The organism is Flavobacterium erigeronis, assembly GCF_054075165.1.
Window position 1 is genome coordinate 584,317 of the sequence record NZ_JBSKGP010000001.1, and the last position, 18,566, is coordinate 602,882.

Below are 18,566 nucleotides of genomic sequence, written 5' to 3' on the forward strand. Positions count from 1 at the left end.
ATGAATGTTGTAAGATTAATAATCGCAAATATACTTTGAGTGAATTATTTCTTTTTAAAATGTAAAAAAATCAACAAATAATACAGTCGTTACGTCTTCCCGTAAGGTTTATCCATTTAATTGACTTACACTTGCGCGACCTAATTCTAAACTTTTTCTATGAAAGCAAAACTACTCTTATTGCTGTTACTGGCAAATTTTTCTATTTATGCGCAACAATACACTAAGATTCCCGATCCTAATTTCGAGAAATTCTTAATTAATGAAAAATACGATTCAGGAACTCCTGACGGACAGGTTTTAACCGCAAACATTTCTGGCATAAAAGCATTAAATGTAAACGGATTAAACATTAGCGACTTAACTGGTATTCAAGACTTCAAAGCATTGACTCAGTTAATTTGTTCTTTTAACAATTTAACTTCTCTTGATGTTTCTCAAAATACATCACTTACAGTTCTAAATTGTTTTTCTAACAAAATAACAAGCTTAAATCTTTCTAAAAATACGTCTTTAGATAATTTAAATTGTGCTAGTAATTTACTAACTACTTTAGATATATCGGCAATTACTTACATAAGAACTGTAAGCTGTTATGACAATAAGCTTAAAGCTTTAAATCTTGCAAACAATATTAATCTAAGTAGCCTTAACTGTTCTGCAAATGATTTTACAAATGGGCTAAATCTTTTTAAGAATCCTTATTTGACATTTTTAAACTGTAATTTCAGCAATTTAACTAGTTTAGATCTTTCAGAAAATAAATCTTTACAGTTATTAAATTGTCAAGGAAATAGTTTGAAGACATTGGATCTTTCAAACAATACTGCGCTTACATTTGTAGATTGCAGTTCGAATCAATTAAAAAGTTTAAATTTAAAAAATGGAAAAAACACCATTTTAACTACTACTTCTACTTTTAAAAACAATTCAAACTTAAGCTGTATTCAGGTTGATAATGAAGTTACTGCAACGGCAAACTGGGCAAATCTAAAAGATGCAGCGGCTGTTTATAACACCGATTGCAGTATAGAAGTTCCGAGCACATCTATTCCTGATATCAATTTTGAAAAGAAATTAATTGCTTTAGGCATAGATTCGGGTACGCCAGACGGTAAAGTTCCTACTAGTAAAATCAATAAACTCACCAGTTTAGATGTATCATCGAGTTCGATTACTGACTTAACAGGTCTTCAAGATTTTGTTTCGTTAACATATTTTGTAAATATGTACAACAATACGCCTACTGTAGATCTTTCTAAAAACGTTAATTTAACTTTTTTTCGTTGTGAAAGGAGCAACATTGAAAATTTAAATGTTTCTCAAAACACAAAATTAACTCAATTAATGTTCGGAGATAATAAAATTAAAAGCGTAGATCTTTCTAAATTGACTGAGCTGAGAGAATTATATTGCTATTCTAATGCACTGACAAATATCGACTTGTCGAGTAATGTTAAATTACAAACATTATACATTTATGAGAATCAGCTAACCAAATTAGACCTTAGCAAAAATGTCGCTTTAACATATGTAAATGCTAGATCAAATAGATCATTAACAGAATTAAACTTAAAAAACGGGCAAAATACTCTAATCAAAAAAGGCAGCCTTATTGCAACTGAAAATACTAGTCTATATTGCATTACGGTTGATGATGTCGATTATGCTAATACAAACTGGAGCACGGGAAAAGACATATCTGTTGATTTTACTTTAGCTTGTTCTGAACCAGAATATACTCTTATTCCTGATGTAGAATTTGAAAAAAAACTCATCTACAATGGATTAGACATGGTCCAAGATGGTAAAGTGCTAACAAAGAAAATAGCTAACGCTGAGTATTTAAACATTGATGATTCTCCTATTACAGACCTAACAGGATTGGAAGTTTTTACGAATTTAAAAAGATTATACTGTAGCGGTATAAAGACAAAAAATATTAATCTTAGTGCTAACACCAAGTTAACCGAATTAAGCTGTACTTCAAATAATTTGGATTCTATAGATTTGTCTGCTCTTGTAAATTTAAAAACATTAAATCTTTACAATAATAAATTCACAGAAATTAATGTTTCTAAAAATCTGGCACTAGAGAGCATTTATGTCCACAGAAACAATTTTACATCAATTGATTTTAGTGCCAATAAAGCTTTATCTGCAATTTCTTGCGATTACAATCCGATAACAAAAATTAATGTTTCCGAAAATACTGCTTTAAAATATCTAAATTGTTCAAGCACGGCAATTACAAGTTTGGATGTAAGAAACAATCCAGCACTTTTAAGTTTAGATCTTAAATATAATAGAATAACTACGATAGATCTTTCTAAAAATCCAGAATTATCAAGCTTAAACTTGGCTCAAAATCCAATAGTTTCTTTCGACTTAAAAAACAATAAAAAACTAACCAATTTAGATTGTTCGGGCAGTTATTATAGTTCTGCCAATGGTGGTTCAGGTTTGTTAACTTCTCTTGATCTAACAAATAATGTACTTTTAACTAATTTAAATTGTTCAGCAAATCAATTATCTACACTTGATTTAACATCTAACACTAAGCTTCAATATTTTTATGCTTTCGGAAACATCCTTACCACTTTAGATCTTTCTAAAAATACTGATTTAATATATGTTTCCGTAAACAGCAACAAATTAAAAAGTCTGAACTTAAAGAACGGAAATAACACTAAAATCACTTCATTTGAAGTAACAACTAACCCTTCATTAAGCTGTCTAGAAGTAGATGATGTTGCGTATTCTACTGCAAATTGGACCAAAAAAGATATTACAACAAGCTTTAGCACTAATTGCGCTTACAGCACAGCTATTCCTGATCCTAAATTTGAAGATAAGTTAATTGCTCTTGGAATTGATTCGGGTGCAAGAGACGGAAAAGTTCTTACTGCTAATATTGCTTATTTAACATCATTGGATATTTCAAATGCTGAAATTACTGATTTAACTGGTATTGAAGATTTTGCTAGCTTAGAATCGCTTTTAGCTAATGAAAACAATTTGAATAAAATAGATGTTTCTAAGAATTTAAAATTAAACAGTTTAAGTGTTGCCAAAAATAAATTAACACAATTAAATCTATACAGTAATGGCGCTCTTCAATCTCTTATCTGCAACGATAATGAGCTTACATCTTTAGATTTATCAAAAAATAAAAATCTATTTGCGGTTTATTGCCCTAACAACAAACTTCGTTCTTTAAATTTAAAAAACGGAAACAATATTGCTTCTGATGGGCCAGGTGTTAAAAATTTCACCAACAATCCTAATTTAACTTGCATTCAGGTAGATGATGAAACTTATGCTAATTCAAAATGGAGCGCATTTAAAGATGCTACAGCTTCATACAGTACAAGTTGTGAATATTCGACAGCAATTCCTGATCCTAAATTTGAAGACAAATTAATTGCTCTAGGAATTGATTCGGGTGCAAGAGATGGAAAAGTTGCTACCGCAAAAATTATTGAAATTACATCTTTGAATATTGATAAAGCTGAGATTTCGGATTTAACAGGACTTCAAGATTTTATATCATTAAAAGAATTATCTGCTAGAAATAACTTAATTAAAGAATGGGATTTTTCTAAAAATACTACTTTGACTAATTTAGATGTAAGTATAAACAAATTCACATCTTTAAATGTTTCTAAAAATACTCCTCTGAAAATATTGTCTTGTGGCAATAACTCGATTTCTAGTCTAGATGTGACACAAAATACTAATTTGAACTATTTAACATTTGAAGGAAATAAAATTGAATCTATAGATTTATCTCAAAATAAAGAGCTTATTTTTCTAGAAGCTGGAAGTGGCTTATTGAAAAGTTTGGACATTTCTAAAAATCCAAAAATCTATTATTTAAACTGTTATAATAGCGCTCAACTACAAACACTGAATCTGCAAAATGGCAATAATGCTTTGATGAAAAATGGTTATGTGTCATTTTCAAACAATCCAAAATTGTACTGTATTCTTGTTGATGATGTAATATACGCTAATGCAAACTGGGCAAATAGAAAAGATGCTACAGCAACTTATAACACAGAATGTACCGGCGAATTGTTTTTACCTTCTTACAATTTTACTGTTGAGACTAAAGGAGAATCTTGTTTAGGAGAAAATAATGGAGAAATTAGCATCGTTGCACAAGCTTCATTTGCTTACAAAGCTATCATTAACGATAAAGCTTACACTTTTACAAATAACAGTCTAAAAGTTGCAGCATTGTCTCCAGGAGTTTACGCGATTAAGATTACAATTCCTGAAATGATTTTCGAACAGAATTTTAATGTAACTATTCAAAAAGGAGCAACTATTACAGGAAAATCTAATGTATCTGCAAAAAATGTAGAAGTTGAAATTACGGAAGGAACAGCTCCATTTACAGTATTTGTTGACGGCGCAGAGCAATTCCAAACAACAGATGCTAATTTTACAGTTGCTTTGGATAAAGCTGGATTGGTTGAAGTAGCAACTGCAAAAGCTTGTGAAGGTGTGTATGCTAAAAAAGTTACTTCTTATGAATTAGGAACTACTCTTGCGGCTTATCCAAACCCTACTTCTGGTAGTATCGAAATCGAAATTCCGAGCACTAAAACTGAAGTTTCAATTGAATTGTACAATTTTGGCGGTCAAGTAGTTTCTCAAGGAACTTATAACATTGAAAGCGGAAAAGCTATTTTAAATCTTGAAAAATTACCTTCAGGAATTTATGCTGCTAAAATCAATTTAGAAACTCCGGAATACGTTAAAATCATAAAAAAATAAAAAATGAAGAATTCTATATACCTTTCAATAATCTGTTTAGTATTTGCAGCCTGTGGAAGCGGAGGTGGAGATGATCCAGTTACGCCTACGCCAGTAAATACTGCTCCTACGGCACCTGTTTTAACAACTCCAGCAGACAATAAATTGTGTTTGGATAACAATGTTTCTTTTCAATGGAATGCTTCAACAGATGAGCAAAAAGATGCGATTGTTTATCAAATCCAAATCGCTAAAGATAACGCGTTTGCTCAAATTATAAATACACTTGACAATTCGTCTCTTTCTACAAGCGCTTTGGCATTAGAGAAAAACACTGCGTATTACTGGAGAGTCAAAGCAACAGATGCTAAAGGATTGGCTAGTGCTTATTCGTCTACTTTTAAGTTTTATACTGCTGGTACAGCTGTTGTAAACCATTTGCCTTTTGCACCAGAATTGGTTTCTCCTGTATTAAATTCAGCAATCGGCACCTCTTCTGCAAACTTAACGTGGAAAGCTTCTGATGTAGATACTGCTGATATTCTTACTTATGACGTTTATTTTGGAACGGCAAATCCGCCAACGGCAAAAGTAAGCGAAAATACAAGTTCAAAATCATTTGAAGTTGCGCTTCAATCGACTACACAGTATTACTGGAGAATTGTTGTAAAAGATAATAAAGGTGGTGAAACCGTAGGTCAGGTTTGGAAGTTTAAGACAAATTAGACTTAAAAATTACAATTAGTTAAAACCCAAAAAATCCCATTTTCATTCAGTTGAAAATGGGATTTTTTTCTAGTAGATGGTTCTACAGTATGCATTACGTCTTTCCGTAAAGAAAAATCTTTTTAAAATTGTATAATTGCATTGACTAAATCCAAAACTGAACCTATGAAAATAAAATTACTTGTATCCTGTTTTTTGACACATTTTCAATTTAAATTCATCTCGCAATTAATTAACCCCAAATATTTAACTCTATGAGGAAAATTTTACTTTTAATTTTAATTCTTTCTTTTAATCAAATAGATGCCCAATGCTGGAAATCAGTAGCTTCAGGAGCTACTTACACTGTTGCTATAACGACAAATGGTACTATTTGGTCTTGGGGAGATAACAGAAAAGGGCAATTAGGTATTGGCAGTTTTACAAATTCCAACATACCTAACAAAATAGGAACAGACAACGATTGGAAAACAGTGTCAGCAGGACAATCCTTTACTGTTGCATTAAAAACAAATGGTACTTTATGGGCGTGGGGAGATAACTTTTACGAACAACTTTGTGATGGTACTAGAACGAACAAAAGCTTACCCGTTCAAATAGGAACTGCAACTGATTGGGCCACAATTTCAGCAGGAGATGGTTTTTGCATTGCTTTAAAAACGGACGGTACTTTATGGGGATGGGGAAATAATTATAAAGGACAGTTGGGTGATGGTACAAATACAAACAAAAATACTCCCACCCAAATAGGCACAGCCAATGACTGGCAAACTATTGAAACAGGTTCTGGCTACAGTGTCGCTATCAAAAAAGACGGAACACTATGGGCATGGGGATCAAATTCATTTGGTCAATTAGGTGATAACACTACTACTGACGTCCTTCTTCCAAAGAAAATTGGAACGTCTAGTGATTGGAAAACTATCTCTGCTGGTGTATCTCATACAATGGCTATAAAAACGGATGGTAGCTTATGGGGATGGGGAGAAAGTGCCTATGGAAATTTAGGTAGTGGCTCTAAAACAGACTTCTATGTTCCTACAAAAATAGGAATTTTTACAGATTGGAAAACTATTAGTTGCGGTGGAAATCATACTATTGCTATTAAAACGAATGGTTCTTTATGGGGTTGGGGATACAATCCAGAAGGAGAATTGGGCAATGGGGCAAATACAAATGTCATGGCTCCTACGCAAATAGGTTCGTCAACCAATTATGAGACTATAGCTGCTGGATTTTTTCATACTGTCGTCATAGATACAAGTAACTCTATTTGGACAGCAGGTCGAAATGCTGAAGGGCAATTAGGTGAGGGAACGTTTGTTAATAAAAATGTAACGATACTTTTAGCCTGCCCAGGGACATTAGCAGCAACAACAAATTTAACCAATTTAAGCTGTCTTGGTGATAATATAGGATCGGCATCTATAATATCAGTTAACGGTGGAACAGCTCCATATACTTATTTATGGTCTAACGGAAAAACAACAGCGTCTATTACAGACTTAAAAGCTGGAATTTACACTTGCACAATAACAGATGCTACTTCATTATCAATCACAAAAAGCTTCGACATTTCACAACCAACAGAGTCTCTTAGTTTTACCTTTGTTGTTCAAAACGCCGACTGTAGCAATGTAAGCAATAATGGAAACATAACAATTAATGCTTCTGGAGGAACAAAACCCTATGAATATTCAATTTTAAATCCTGGAATTTTTCAAGAATCAAATGTTTTTACTGGTTTGCCTTCTGGCATCTATGAAGTAATGGTAAAAGACCAAAACGGATGTCTGGTTCAAATGATTGCAACCATTGACCCAAGCTATACGCCGCCGCCAACTCCTCTCCCAGCTGTTCAAACATTCAATAATACCGCAATTGTTGCCAATTTAAGAGTTGGCGGAAACAATCTCAAATTTTTTACTGTTGATACAGAAGGAATCCCTGTAGATCTATCTACTCCTTTACAAACAGGCAAATATTATGTTTCTCAAACAGATTTTGGATGTGAGAGCGCTAGAGCTGTAATTGATGTAACCGTTGAGACAACTATAGTTGGAGATCAAATACCAACAAATGGCTTAATTGCGTATTACCCTTTTAGCGGAAATGCAAATGACACCAGCGGAAATAGATTAAATGCAAGTGTTAGTGGTGCTACCCTAACCACAGATCGATTTGGGAACAATAATAGCGCTTATAGTTTCAATGGTGTAAGCAATTTTATAAATGTTGTTATTCCTAATATTCCTCAAAGCAATTCTTCTAGAACAATTTCGGGTTGGTTTAAAACAGATGATGTTTTTACAAATCCAAATAAACATGAAACTTGTATTTTTAATTATGGCGCTTTAGAAAAATCCAAAAGACTATCTCTTTATATTTACAGCAAAGGCTATCTTGAAACTATTACAGGACCTTCTTTTTCTAGTGATGACTTTTATGTAAACAACTATAATTATTCCAATAATGATTGGTACTTCTTCACGCTTACATATGACGGTACTAAACTTTCATTATATGTAAACGGTAAGTTTGTAGATGAAAAAGCTATAAGTCTAAACACTACAAATAACATTTTCCGATTAGGCGAAAAATATCCTGATAATAGTGATGAATGGTTTAAAGGAAAAATAGACGATGTTGCTATTTGGAATCGCGTTTTAACTCCAGAAGAAATTTCGGCTTTGTACACTCCTGGTGAACAGCCATCTTATACGTTAATTCCAGATCCGAATTTTGAGCAAAAATTGATTAACTTGAGATTGGATTCTGGTATAATTGATGGAAAAGTCCCAACATCTAATATTAATACCTTAAAATCATTAGACGTTAGTAATAGTAATATTTCAGATTTAACAGGAATACAGGACTTTGTATCTTTAACCAATTTGAATTGTAGCCAGAATAGTCTGAAAGCGTTAAACGTAAATAAAAATACTGCTTTGATTGTTTTAAATTGTAATAACAACCAGATAGCCGCTTTAGATGTAAGCAATAATACTGCTTTGACTGAATTAATTTGTTACTCAAATAAATTAACTTCTTTGGATGTTAAAGCTAATACGGCTTTAACAAAATTAGATTCGGGCTCAAACCAATATACTACTTTAGATGTAAGCTCAAATACTGCTTTAACATTTTTGGGATGTAATACAAGTCAATTAACCAGTTTAGATGTAAGTAATAATACTGCTCTGACTCTTCTGGATTGCCGTGAAAACAAGATTAAAGCTTTAGATGTTTCTAACCTCACTGCTCTTAAAGAGCTATATTGTCAGTCTAATCAATTAAAAGATTTGGATGTAAGCAAAAATAAATCTTTAGAATTAATAAATTGTTCAAAAAATCAGTTAACAACTTTGGATATAAGCGCGCATCCATCTGCAATTGGTTTATATGCTAATTCCAATCAATTAACGAGTTTAAATTTGAAGAATGGAAACAATATTAACTTCCAATTACTATATCTAAACCTTAAAAACAATCCAAATCTAAGCTGTATTCAAGTTGATGATGCTACTTTTTCTAATGCAAACTGGTCTACTAAAAAAGATCCTATTGCAAACTTTAATACCGATTGTGTAACTTCAAATCTATACACTTACATTCCAGATGTGAATTTTGAAAACAAATTAATAGCATTAGGAATTGATTCTGGAGTAGCGGATGGAAAAGTGTTGACTTCTAAAATTTCATCACTTACTTCATTAGATGTTTCGGCAAGTTTAATTTCAGATTTAACAGGAATTCAAGATTTTACTTCGTTGAATAAATTGAATTGTGGAAACAACAAACTTTTGAGCCTTAATATTTCCAATAACAAACTTCTGAAAGAATTAAATTGCAGATATAATGATTTAACTACCTTAGATGTGTCAGCAAATACAGGTTTAACTTCATTAGATTGTATTTATAATCATATTACAACCCTGGATGTATCTAATATGGTGGAACTTCAATCATTGCTATGTACGGGTAATCAAATAACAAATTTAGATGTAACTAAGAATTTGCATTTATATTGGTTTGGATGTAATACTAATAAACTAGAAACTTTAGATGTTTCACAGAACAAAATTTTGCAATATTTAGATTGCGGATTCAATCAACTGACATCTCTTGATATTTCTAATAATACAGCTTTATTTTATTTAAATTGTTATCACAATAAGCTGACATCTATAGATGTTTCTATGCTTCCAGAACTAACGTCTTTAGCTTGTTCAGCGAATCAATTAAGTAGCCTGAACATTTCTAAGAATGTTAAACTAAATTCTCTACTGTGTGAGGACACCAATATTTCAACTCTTGATATTTCTGCTAATACAGGGCTTAAGGAATTGTTTTGTGGAAATGGACAACTTACAACTTTAGATGTTTCCAAAAATAAGGCATTAACCCGTTTACACTGCCAGAATAACAAACTAACTTATTTAAATATTAAAAATGGGTCAAATACACTACTCACTGATGTGAGTTTTATACAAAATCCAAATTTAAATTGTATACAGGTCGATGATGTGGCTTATGCCAATGCAAACTGGCCTACTAAAAAAGATCCTATTGCAAACTTTAATATATACTGTGAAAAATATACTTTAATTCCCGATCTGAATTTTGAAAAATTTCTAATTACCAAAGGAATTGATTCAGGATCTCCCGATGGAAAAGTTCTTACCTCAAAAGTATCTTCTTTAACTGAATTATTTATTACTCCACAATCTATTAGCAGTTTGTCTGGAATTCAAGATTTCATCTCTCTAGAAACCCTTCATTGCGATGATAATCAACTTACTAGCATTGATGTTTCTAACAATATTAATTTAGAAAGTTTATCTCTGGGTAATAATAAGTTAACAGATTTAGATGTTTCTAAAAATACGGCTTTAAGAAGCCTCTATTTTTACGACAATCAAATAGCCACTATAGATGTTTCAAAAAATACAGCTTTAGAATATTTGTATTTTCCAGGAAGCAAGATAACAGATTTAGACATTTCAAAAAATACTGCTTTACGTCACTTAACCTGTAGCTCTAATTTATTAACTACCCTAGACCTTTCTCAAAATACAGCTCTTGAAACTTTACTTTGTGATCATAATCAATTAACAGAATTAGATATTTCCAAGAATACTTTACTGGGCGGCTTACAGTGTAACAGTAATAAACTGACAGCTTTAAATACTTCGACAAATACTAATCTGGTCAGAATTGAATGTGATTCTAATAAAATTACACATTTAGATACTTCTAATAATCCTTTATTAAGTGGTTTGAATTGTAATTCTAATCTATTAACGACTCTTGATATTTCAAAAAACACTTCTTTAGATTATATAAAATGCGCTTCCAATCAATTCATTAGTCTTAATTTAAAAAATGGAAACAATATCAATTTTGTCAATACAACTATGGTTGATAATCTAAAAAACAACCCGAATTTAACCTGTATTCAAGTTGATGATGTGGCTTATTCAAATAAAAACTGGATGAATGCGAAAGATTCCTGGGCAACTTACAATACTACCTGTACACCAGAATACGTAGCGCTTCCAGACACAAATTTTGAGCAAAAGTTAATTGATCTAGGAATCGATACTGATGGTCTTAATGGAAAAATCACAATTGCAGATGCAAGTTCGATAACAAGCATAGACCTTTCAAATAGCAATATCAAAGATCTAACAGGAATTGAATACTTTACTTCATTGACAACCTTAAACATAAGTAATAACCAAATTACTTCTCTAGACGTAAGTAACAATTTACTTTTAGAAACGCTTGATGCTTCTTCAAATCAGCTTACAACATTAGATTTATCTAAAAATACTAAGCTAACAATTGTATACGTAGTGAATAATCCTTTGGTTTATTTAAATCTTCGAAACGGCAATAATAGAAATTTTGTATTGTCTTCTCCAACAACAAGACAAGCTGCTGTATGGGTTTACACCAGTTTCTTAGGACTTACCTCTCTAAGCTGTATCCAAGTTGATGATGAGAATTATTCAAATGCAAATTGGTCCAACATCAAAGAATCGACTACTGCTTATTCTAATACTTGTAAAAGTCTAGGTGTGGATGAATCTACTCTTAATCAAACTGTAGTTTATCCAAACCCAACGAAAGGAGTGGTAAACATCACTAATATTTCTTTAAACAAAGCAACAGTTTACAATTCGTTAGGACAATTAGTAAAATCTTTCATTTTAAATAATGCAAACACAGATAATACGATCGATTTGTCTGGCTTGCCTAGAGGAGTTTATTACGTGTATTTAATTAACGGAGATGCCGCTTCTGCTAAAAAAGTTATAGTAGAATAATCATCACTCAATAACCAAAAAATCCCATTTTCATTCAGTTGAAAATGGGATTTTTTTATATTTAATTCTTCCTCTAAAGAATCTCTTCGCAAGTAAAAACATCTTTTAGTCGAACTCCTTTTTCTGTGTGTTCGACCGTTATAATCTGATTGTGCGCATCGTGTTCTAGAAACAAATAATGATTCTGATCTGCTGCTGCATTTAGAAATTTAGATTTTTCTGGCATTGTCAGCAACGGTCTTGTATCGTATCCCATAACATAAGGAAGCGGAATATGTCCGGCTGTAGCCAACAAATCGGCACAAAAAATAATCGTTTTATCTTTGTATTTAATATACGGAATCATTTGTTTTTCGGTATGCCCGTCTACATAGTAAATATCGAAACCTAGTTCTTTTGAGAATCCAAAATCAGAATCAGGTCTTTCAATAAAATTCAATTGTCCGCTTTCATGCATTGGCAAAATATTTTCTGCTAAGAAAGAAGCTTTTTCACGCGCATTTGGTTTAATTGCCCATTCCCAATGATTTTCGTTTGTCCAAAACTTAGCATTTTTAAACGCTGGCTCATAACCCGTTTTATCCGAATTCCACTGAACGCTTCCGCCGCAATGGTCAAAATGAAGATGCGTCATAAAAACATCTGTGATATCATCTCGGCTAAAACCATATTTTCCCAAAGATTTATCTAACGAATGCGAACCCCAAAGCGAATAATATCCAAAGAATTTTTCAGATTGCTTATCGCCCATTCCCGTGTCAATCAAAATAAGACGATTTTCATCTTCGATCAATAAACAACGCGCAGCAATATCAATAAGATTATTAGCATCGGCAGGATTGGTTTTGTTCCAAATCGTTTTCGGAACAACGCCAAACATAGCGCCTCCGTCTAACTTAAAATTTCCAGATTCTATTGGGTAAAGTTTCATGAGAATGATTTTCTAAAACAACAAAGCTAGAAAATTCAAATCCCTTTTGCTAAAATTAAAGGTTAAAAACTTTTATTACTCTAACGTAACCGAAGTGCTTCCCATGATTTCCTGCTTATCAAAATAATTCACAAAATAAGTTCCTTTCTTAAACTGATCTGCATTTAGAATTCCGTAAGCATTTAAAGATTTTCCTTGAAAATCGGCGCTGACAATAAAACTATACACCAACGCTTTATCATTCCCAAATTCAATCAATTTATTGTCTCCTAAAACCGTGTTTTTCTGATCTAAAACCTGAACATAAAAAACTCTTCTTCCTGTTTTTGCAACCGCATTTCCGTTAACTGTAAAACTAATTTTAAGCTTTTTGGTATTCTTTGCCTTTGTCGTTTCCAATTCTGCTCCTGAGCTTTTTTCGCGAAGCGCAACAGCTTTAAAATTGCTCAAATAAAGCCTTGAAGCATCTTTTAAAGTCGATTCTAATTTCTTTTGTTTAGAAATCAGCGTATCGTTTTCTGCCTTTTGCTGATACATGACCACGTTCTGGCTTTCAATTTCTGTCAATAAATTTTTATTCTGCGATTTCAATTTTTTAATCTCCGTCACTTTACTTTCCAACGAAGATTTCAAACCAAAAAGTTGATTTCTATAAATTCGAATTTGATCGGCAGACGGATTTTCCGAAACTTTAATGATTTCCATTAAACTTTCTACATTTCTGCGCTCCAATTCTAATTCCTTAGACAAAGCTGTTTTTTCTAAAATAGCCTGATCATAAGCTTCTTTCAATACATTCAAAGAATCTAAAATATCTTTTTGTTCGCTTGTTTCTCTACTTTCAGATGAAATTGTATTTACTATACTTTTATTTCCAGCTTCACTTTCAATCGCATCATTCTCATTACTAAAAACTAAAGCTACAGCACCTATTCCTAAAACAAAAATTAAAGCAAACAAGGGCTTGAACCACTTAATTTCATTTTGTTTATTCATAATTACTTATAATTTTCTGCAAAAATATTGAATAAAAAACGACTATAATCAGTAGAAATACTTGTTTTTTAACATTTACAAGCGATATTTGCAGCTTCAATTCTAAAAAAAGAAGTTTTTTAAAAATCGGAGCTGTTTCCAAGGTCGATTTAACAAAATAAGTAATATCTATTTTCTCATTTGTTATAATAATGTGAACCGCTATGGAAAAAGGTTTTTAAGTCGTATCTTTGCAGATAATTTCATTTCTGCATTGACATACAGCACTTTAAAATGTACTAATTTGATTACTTTTTAAAGAATAATTAAAGGAATGTTGAAAAGATAAATACTAAAAAACAATGATAAAAGTTTCTGATACAGCCAAAAAGAAAATCATCGACTTAATGACAGATGATGGTTTTGACGCTGCACACGACTATGTTAGAGTAGGTGTAAAAAGTGGCGGATGCTCTGGTTTGTCTTATGATTTAAAATTTGACAAAACTAAGGGTGATGATGACAAAATTTTCGTAGATAACGACATACAAATTGCGGTTGAAAAAAAATCGTTTCTATACTTAGCTGGAACAATTTTAGAATTCTCTGGCGGATTAAACGGAAAAGGTTTTGTTTTCAATAACCCAAATGCAAGCAGAACTTGCGGTTGCGGAGAGTCATTCTCACTATAATTAAAGCTAAAAAAATCGTAAAGTAGAAATCTAATTTTTACTTGATATTAAATAAAATAATGAGCAAATACACCGAAGACGATTTAAAAATCGAACTGGAAACTAAAGAATACGAATACGGATTTTATACCAATATAGAGTCTGAAACATTTCCTGTGGGCTTAAACGAAGATATCGTTAGAGCTATTTCTCTTAAAAAAGAAGAACCAGAATGGATGACCGACTGGCGTATTGAAGCTTTCCGCGCATGGAAAGAAATGATCGAACCAGAATGGGCAAATGTTCAATACGAAAAACCAGATTTTCAGGCTATTTCGTATTATTCTGCTCCAAAACAAGTAGATCCTAATAAAACTTTGGATGATGTTGATCCAGAATTATTAGAAATGTACAAAAAATTGGGAATCTCTGTAGACGAACAAAAAAAGATGAACAATATCGCAATGGATATTGTAGTCGACTCTGTTTCTGTAGCTACAACTTTCAAGAAAACTTTGGCAGAAAAAGGAATTATTTTCTGTCCGATTTCTGAGGCTATCAAAGAGCACCCAGAATTAGTAAAAAAATATTTAGGTACAGTTGTTCCTCAGAAAGATAACTTTTATGCTGCTTTAAACTCAGCTGTTTTCTCTGACGGAAGTTTCTGCTATATTCCAAAAGGTGTGAAATGCCCAATGGAACTTTCAACGTATTTCAGAATCAATCAAGCAGGAACTGGACAATTCGAAAGAACTCTAGTTATTGCTGATGAAGGAAGCTATGTTTCTTACCTTGAAGGATGTACAGCTCCAAGTCGTGACGAAAACCAATTGCATGCTGCTGTGGTTGAATTAATCGCATTGGATGATGCTGAAATCAAATATTCAACCGTTCAAAACTGGTTTCCAGGAAACAAAGAAGGAAAAGGTGGTGTTTTCAATTTTGTAACTAAAAGAGGATTATGCGAAACAAATGCTAAAATTTCTTGGACACAAGTTGAAACAGGTTCTGCTGTAACTTGGAAATATCCTTCTTGCGTACTTAAAGGAGATAATTCGGTTGGGGAATTTTATTCTATCGCCGTTACCAATAATTTCCAACAAGCTGATACTGGAACAAAAATGATCCATTTAGGAAAAAACACTAAATCGACTATTATTTCTAAAGGTATTTCGGCTGGAAAATCACAAAACAGCTACCGTGGTTTAGTGCAAATTTCTCCAAGAGCAGAAAATGCAAGAAACTTTTCTCAATGTGATTCTCTTTTAATGGGCAATAACTGTGGAGCGCATACTTTCCCTTATATCGAAAGTAAAAATCCATCAGCTAAAATTGAGCACGAAGCAACAACAAGTAAAATTGGAGAAGATCAGGTTTTCTATTGTAACCAAAGAGGTATCCCGACTGAAAAAGCGATTGCCTTAATTGTAAACGGTTTCAGTAAAGATGTCTTGAACAAACTTCCAATGGAATTTGCAGTTGAAGCTCAGAAATTATTAGAGATTTCTCTTGAAGGTTCTGTAGGTTAATAAAAACAAAACATTATGGATATACTTTTAAAAAATGTAAATAAGAAAGATTTTCCGATTTTTAAATCACTCGCAAAATCTCTTGGTTTCGAAATTGTTGAAGAAGTAGAAAAACCATATAATCCCGAATTTGTAAAAGAAATTTTAGACGCTGAAAAGAGCATAAAAGACGGGAAAGGAATTAAAATAAAAACAGAAGATTTGTGGAAGTAATTTATTCTGAAAAAGCTCAAAAAGACAGAGAATATTGGAAAAAATCTGAAAATAAAGCGGTCATGAATAAGATTACAGCCTTGATTGAAGACATTTTACTTCATCCTTATGAATGAATTGGAAAACCAGAACCTTTGAAATATCAACTTTCAGGAAAATGGTCCAGAAGAATAAATCAAGAGCACAGATTAATTTACAGAGTTACCGAAGAAGAAACAATTGAAATATTAGATATCCTTTCGATGAAAGGACATTACGAATAAAATAAATACAAATGTTAAGTATAAAAAACCTTCACGCCGCGATTGGTGATAAAGAAATCCTTAAAGGAATCAATATTGAAGTTAAAGCGGGAGAAGTTCACGCTATCATGGGACCAAACGGTTCTGGAAAAAGTACACTTTCTGCTGTTATTGCAGGAAACGAAAACTACGAAGTTACAGACGGAGAGGTAATTCTTGACGGAGAAGATCTTGCTGATCTAGCTCCAGAAGAAAGAGCACACAAAGGTGTTTTTCTTTCGTTTCAGTATCCTGTAGAGATTCCTGGAGTTAGCGTAACTAACTTTATGAAAACAGCGATCAACGAAACTCGTAAAGCAAACGGACAGGAAGAAATGCCTGCTAACGAAATGCTGAAAGTAATTCGTGAGAAATCTGAATTATTAGAAATCGACCGTAAATTTTTATCTCGTTCTCTTAACGAAGGTTTTTCTGGAGGAGAGAAAAAGAGAAATGAGATTTTCCAAATGGCAATGTTAGAGCCAAAATTGGCTATTCTTGACGAAACCGATTCTGGTCTTGATATCGATGCTTTAAGAATTGTTGCAAATGGCGTAAACAAATTAAAAAGCGACAAAAACGCTATTATCGTTATTACGCACTACCAACGTTTGTTAGATTATATCGTTCCTGATTTCGTTCACGTATTATATAATGGAAGAATCGTAAAATCTGGTGGAAAAGAATTGGCTTACGAATTAGAAGAAAAAGGATACGACTGGATCAAAGCAGAGAACTAGTTTACAGTTATAGTTTACAGTTTGCAAAACTCATAACTTATAACTCATAACTCATAACTAAGAAAATGGATTTAAAAGAAAAATTAGTATCGTCTTTTATGGCTTTTGAAGAGCGTGTAGATGTGCATTCAGATTTGCATGACATCCGTACAACGGCTATAAAAAACTTTGAAAATAAAGGTTTCCCAACCAAAAAAGAAGAAGCTTGGAAATATACATCGCTAAACGCCATTTTAAAAAATGACTTTACGGTTTTTCCAAAGCAAGAAAATGCAATTGAATTTAATCAGGTAAAAAAATATTTTTTACACGAAATTGACACCTATAAATTAGTTTTTATCGATGGTGTTTTCAGTTCGCATTTGTCTTCTACAACACATGACGGAATCGATGTTTGTTTGATGTCTTCGGCATTGACTAAACCAAAATATAAAATGGTTATTGATACCTACTTTAATCAAATTGCAAGCAAAGATGACAGTTTGACTTCATTGAATACCGCTTTCGCGATTGAAGGTGCTTTTATCAATATTCCAAAAAAGAAAGTCGCTGATAAACCAATTGAGATTATGTATTTTTCAACTGGAAATGAAGCAGCTTTAATGGTTCAGCCAAGAAATTTGGTTATTGTGGGTGAAAATTCACATGTTCAAATTATTGAGCGCCATCAAAGTTTGAATGAAAATCCGGTTTTAACGAATTCTGTTACGGAGATTTTCGCTCAAAAACGTGCGATTGTTGATTATTACAAAATTCAAAACGATAACAGCGAAGCGAATTTAATCGACAATACTTACGTTTCACAACAACAGGAAAGCCATGCTTCTGTTCATACTTTCTCATTTGGAGGAAATCTTACTCGTAACAACTTAAACTTCTACCATTTCGGAGAAAGATTGACAAGTACACTTAACGGAATTTCGATCTTAAATGATAAACAACACGTTGACCATTACACTTTGGTAAACCACGCACAACCAAACTGCGAAAGTTTCCAAGATTATAAAGGAATTTTCTCTGATCGTTCGACTGGAGTTTTCAACGGAAAAGTTTTGGTAGAAAAGGAAGCTCAAAAAACAAATGCTTTCCAAAAAAGCAACAACATTTTATTGAGCGACAAAGCAACGATCAACGCAAAACCGCAGTTAGAGATTTTTGCTGACGACGTAAAATGTTCTCACGGATGTACAGTTGGACAGCTTGATGAAACAGCAATGTTCTACATGCAGTCTCGTGGAATCCCGAAAAAAGAAGCTAAAGCTTTATTGATGTATGCATTTTCAAATGCCGTTATCGAAAGCATCAAAATACCAGAATTAAAACAAAGAATTACTAAAATCATTGCCATGAAATTGGGCGTGAATTTAGGATTTGATTTATAATATTTCTTAACCGCAAAGAGCG

The 18,566-nt window shown here is 32.5% G+C and carries 12 protein-coding genes; 10 read left to right on the top strand and 2 right to left on the bottom strand.

Going from position 1 to position 18,566, the window contains the following annotated elements:
- Positions 1 to 159 precede the first annotated feature (159 nt).
- The 3 genes from ACWA1F_RS02460 (at position 160) to ACWA1F_RS02470 (ending at position 11,822) form a co-directional block, all read left to right on the top strand.
- A complete protein-coding gene (locus tag ACWA1F_RS02460; protein WP_456891321.1) occupies positions 160 to 4,785 on the top strand; it encodes a T9SS type A sorting domain-containing protein in 4,626 nt (1,541 codons plus the stop codon).
- Positions 4,786 to 4,788: 3 nt separating this feature from the next.
- Positions 4,789 to 5,490 carry a glycoside hydrolase family 78 protein gene (locus ACWA1F_RS02465; RefSeq protein ID WP_456891323.1) on the top strand — a complete coding sequence of 234 codons (702 nt, stop codon included), beginning with the start codon at positions 4,789 to 4,791 and terminating at the stop codon, positions 5,488 to 5,490.
- A 254-nt stretch (positions 5,491 to 5,744) separates the two neighbouring features.
- Positions 5,745 to 11,822, top strand: a complete 6,078-nt coding sequence (locus ACWA1F_RS02470; RefSeq protein WP_456891325.1) for an RCC1 domain-containing protein — start codon at positions 5,745 to 5,747, stop codon at positions 11,820 to 11,822.
- A 73-nt stretch (positions 11,823 to 11,895) separates the two neighbouring features.
- Here ACWA1F_RS02470 and ACWA1F_RS02475 read toward each other — a convergent pair whose 3' ends face one another.
- On the bottom strand, positions 11,896 to 12,753 hold the full coding sequence (locus ACWA1F_RS02475; protein WP_456891326.1) for an MBL fold metallo-hydrolase: 858 nt from the start codon (positions 12,751 to 12,753) through the stop codon (positions 11,896 to 11,898).
- Positions 12,754 to 12,828: 75 nt separating this feature from the next.
- Positions 12,829 to 13,749, bottom strand: coding sequence for a hypothetical protein (locus tag ACWA1F_RS02480; RefSeq protein ID WP_456891328.1), 921 nt, complete (start codon positions 13,747 to 13,749; stop codon positions 12,829 to 12,831).
- 341 nt (positions 13,750 to 14,090) lie between these two features.
- Between ACWA1F_RS02480 and ACWA1F_RS02485 the strand changes: the two genes are divergently transcribed.
- The 7 genes from ACWA1F_RS02485 to sufD all read left to right on the top strand — a co-directional run bounded on the left by ACWA1F_RS02485 (position 14,091) and on the right by sufD (position 18,544).
- On the top strand, positions 14,091 to 14,420 hold the full coding sequence (locus tag ACWA1F_RS02485; RefSeq protein WP_026727150.1) for a HesB/IscA family protein: 330 nt from the start codon (positions 14,091 to 14,093) through the stop codon (positions 14,418 to 14,420).
- Between the two features lie 59 nt (positions 14,421 to 14,479).
- Positions 14,480 to 15,928, top strand: coding sequence for a Fe-S cluster assembly protein SufB (sufB, locus tag ACWA1F_RS02490; RefSeq protein ID WP_306154500.1), 1,449 nt, complete (start codon positions 14,480 to 14,482; stop codon positions 15,926 to 15,928).
- Between the two features lie 15 nt (positions 15,929 to 15,943).
- Entirely contained in the window at positions 15,944 to 16,141 is a 198-nt protein-coding gene (locus ACWA1F_RS02495; protein WP_306154498.1) for a DUF2683 family protein, read from the top strand.
- Entirely contained in the window at positions 16,132 to 16,257 is a 126-nt protein-coding gene (locus ACWA1F_RS02500) for a type II toxin-antitoxin system RelE/ParE family toxin (RefSeq protein ID WP_456891331.1), read from the top strand. Before ACWA1F_RS02495 ends, ACWA1F_RS02500 begins: the two co-directional genes overlap by 10 nt.
- Entirely contained in the window at positions 16,258 to 16,404 is a 147-nt protein-coding gene (locus tag ACWA1F_RS02505; protein WP_456891814.1) for a Txe/YoeB family addiction module toxin, read from the top strand.
- 11 nt (positions 16,405 to 16,415) lie between these two features.
- Positions 16,416 to 17,162 carry a Fe-S cluster assembly ATPase SufC gene (gene sufC, locus ACWA1F_RS02510; protein WP_008466070.1) on the top strand — a complete coding sequence of 249 codons (747 nt, stop codon included), beginning with the start codon at positions 16,416 to 16,418 and terminating at the stop codon, positions 17,160 to 17,162.
- A 65-nt stretch (positions 17,163 to 17,227) separates the two neighbouring features.
- A complete protein-coding gene (gene sufD, locus ACWA1F_RS02515; protein ID WP_306154493.1) occupies positions 17,228 to 18,544 on the top strand; it encodes a Fe-S cluster assembly protein SufD in 1,317 nt (438 codons plus the stop codon).
- Positions 18,545 to 18,566: the final 22 nt, after the last annotated feature.

Excerpts from the sequence above, each read along its gene's own strand:
- ACWA1F_RS02465 (WP_456891323.1), top strand. The coding sequence starts at position 4,789 with ATGAAGAATTCTATATACCTTTCAATAATCTGTTTAGTATTTGCAGCC.
- ACWA1F_RS02460 (WP_456891321.1), top strand. The coding sequence starts at position 160 with ATGAAAGCAAAACTACTCTTATTGCTGTTACTGGCAAATTTTTCTATT.
- ACWA1F_RS02495 (WP_306154498.1), top strand. The coding sequence starts at position 15,944 with ATGGATATACTTTTAAAAAATGTAAATAAGAAAGATTTTCCGATTTTT.
- sufC (WP_008466070.1), top strand. The coding sequence starts at position 16,416 with ATGTTAAGTATAAAAAACCTTCACGCCGCGATTGGTGATAAAGAAATC.
- ACWA1F_RS02485 (WP_026727150.1), top strand. The coding sequence starts at position 14,091 with ATGATAAAAGTTTCTGATACAGCCAAAAAGAAAATCATCGACTTAATG.
- sufD (WP_306154493.1), top strand. The coding sequence starts at position 17,228 with ATGGATTTAAAAGAAAAATTAGTATCGTCTTTTATGGCTTTTGAAGAG.
- ACWA1F_RS02480 (WP_456891328.1), bottom strand. The coding sequence starts at position 13,749 with ATGAATAAACAAAATGAAATTAAGTGGTTCAAGCCCTTGTTTGCTTTA.
- ACWA1F_RS02470 (WP_456891325.1), top strand. The coding sequence starts at position 5,745 with ATGAGGAAAATTTTACTTTTAATTTTAATTCTTTCTTTTAATCAAATA.
- sufB (WP_306154500.1), top strand. The coding sequence starts at position 14,480 with ATGAGCAAATACACCGAAGACGATTTAAAAATCGAACTGGAAACTAAA.
- ACWA1F_RS02475 (WP_456891326.1), bottom strand. The coding sequence starts at position 12,753 with ATGAAACTTTACCCAATAGAATCTGGAAATTTTAAGTTAGACGGAGGC.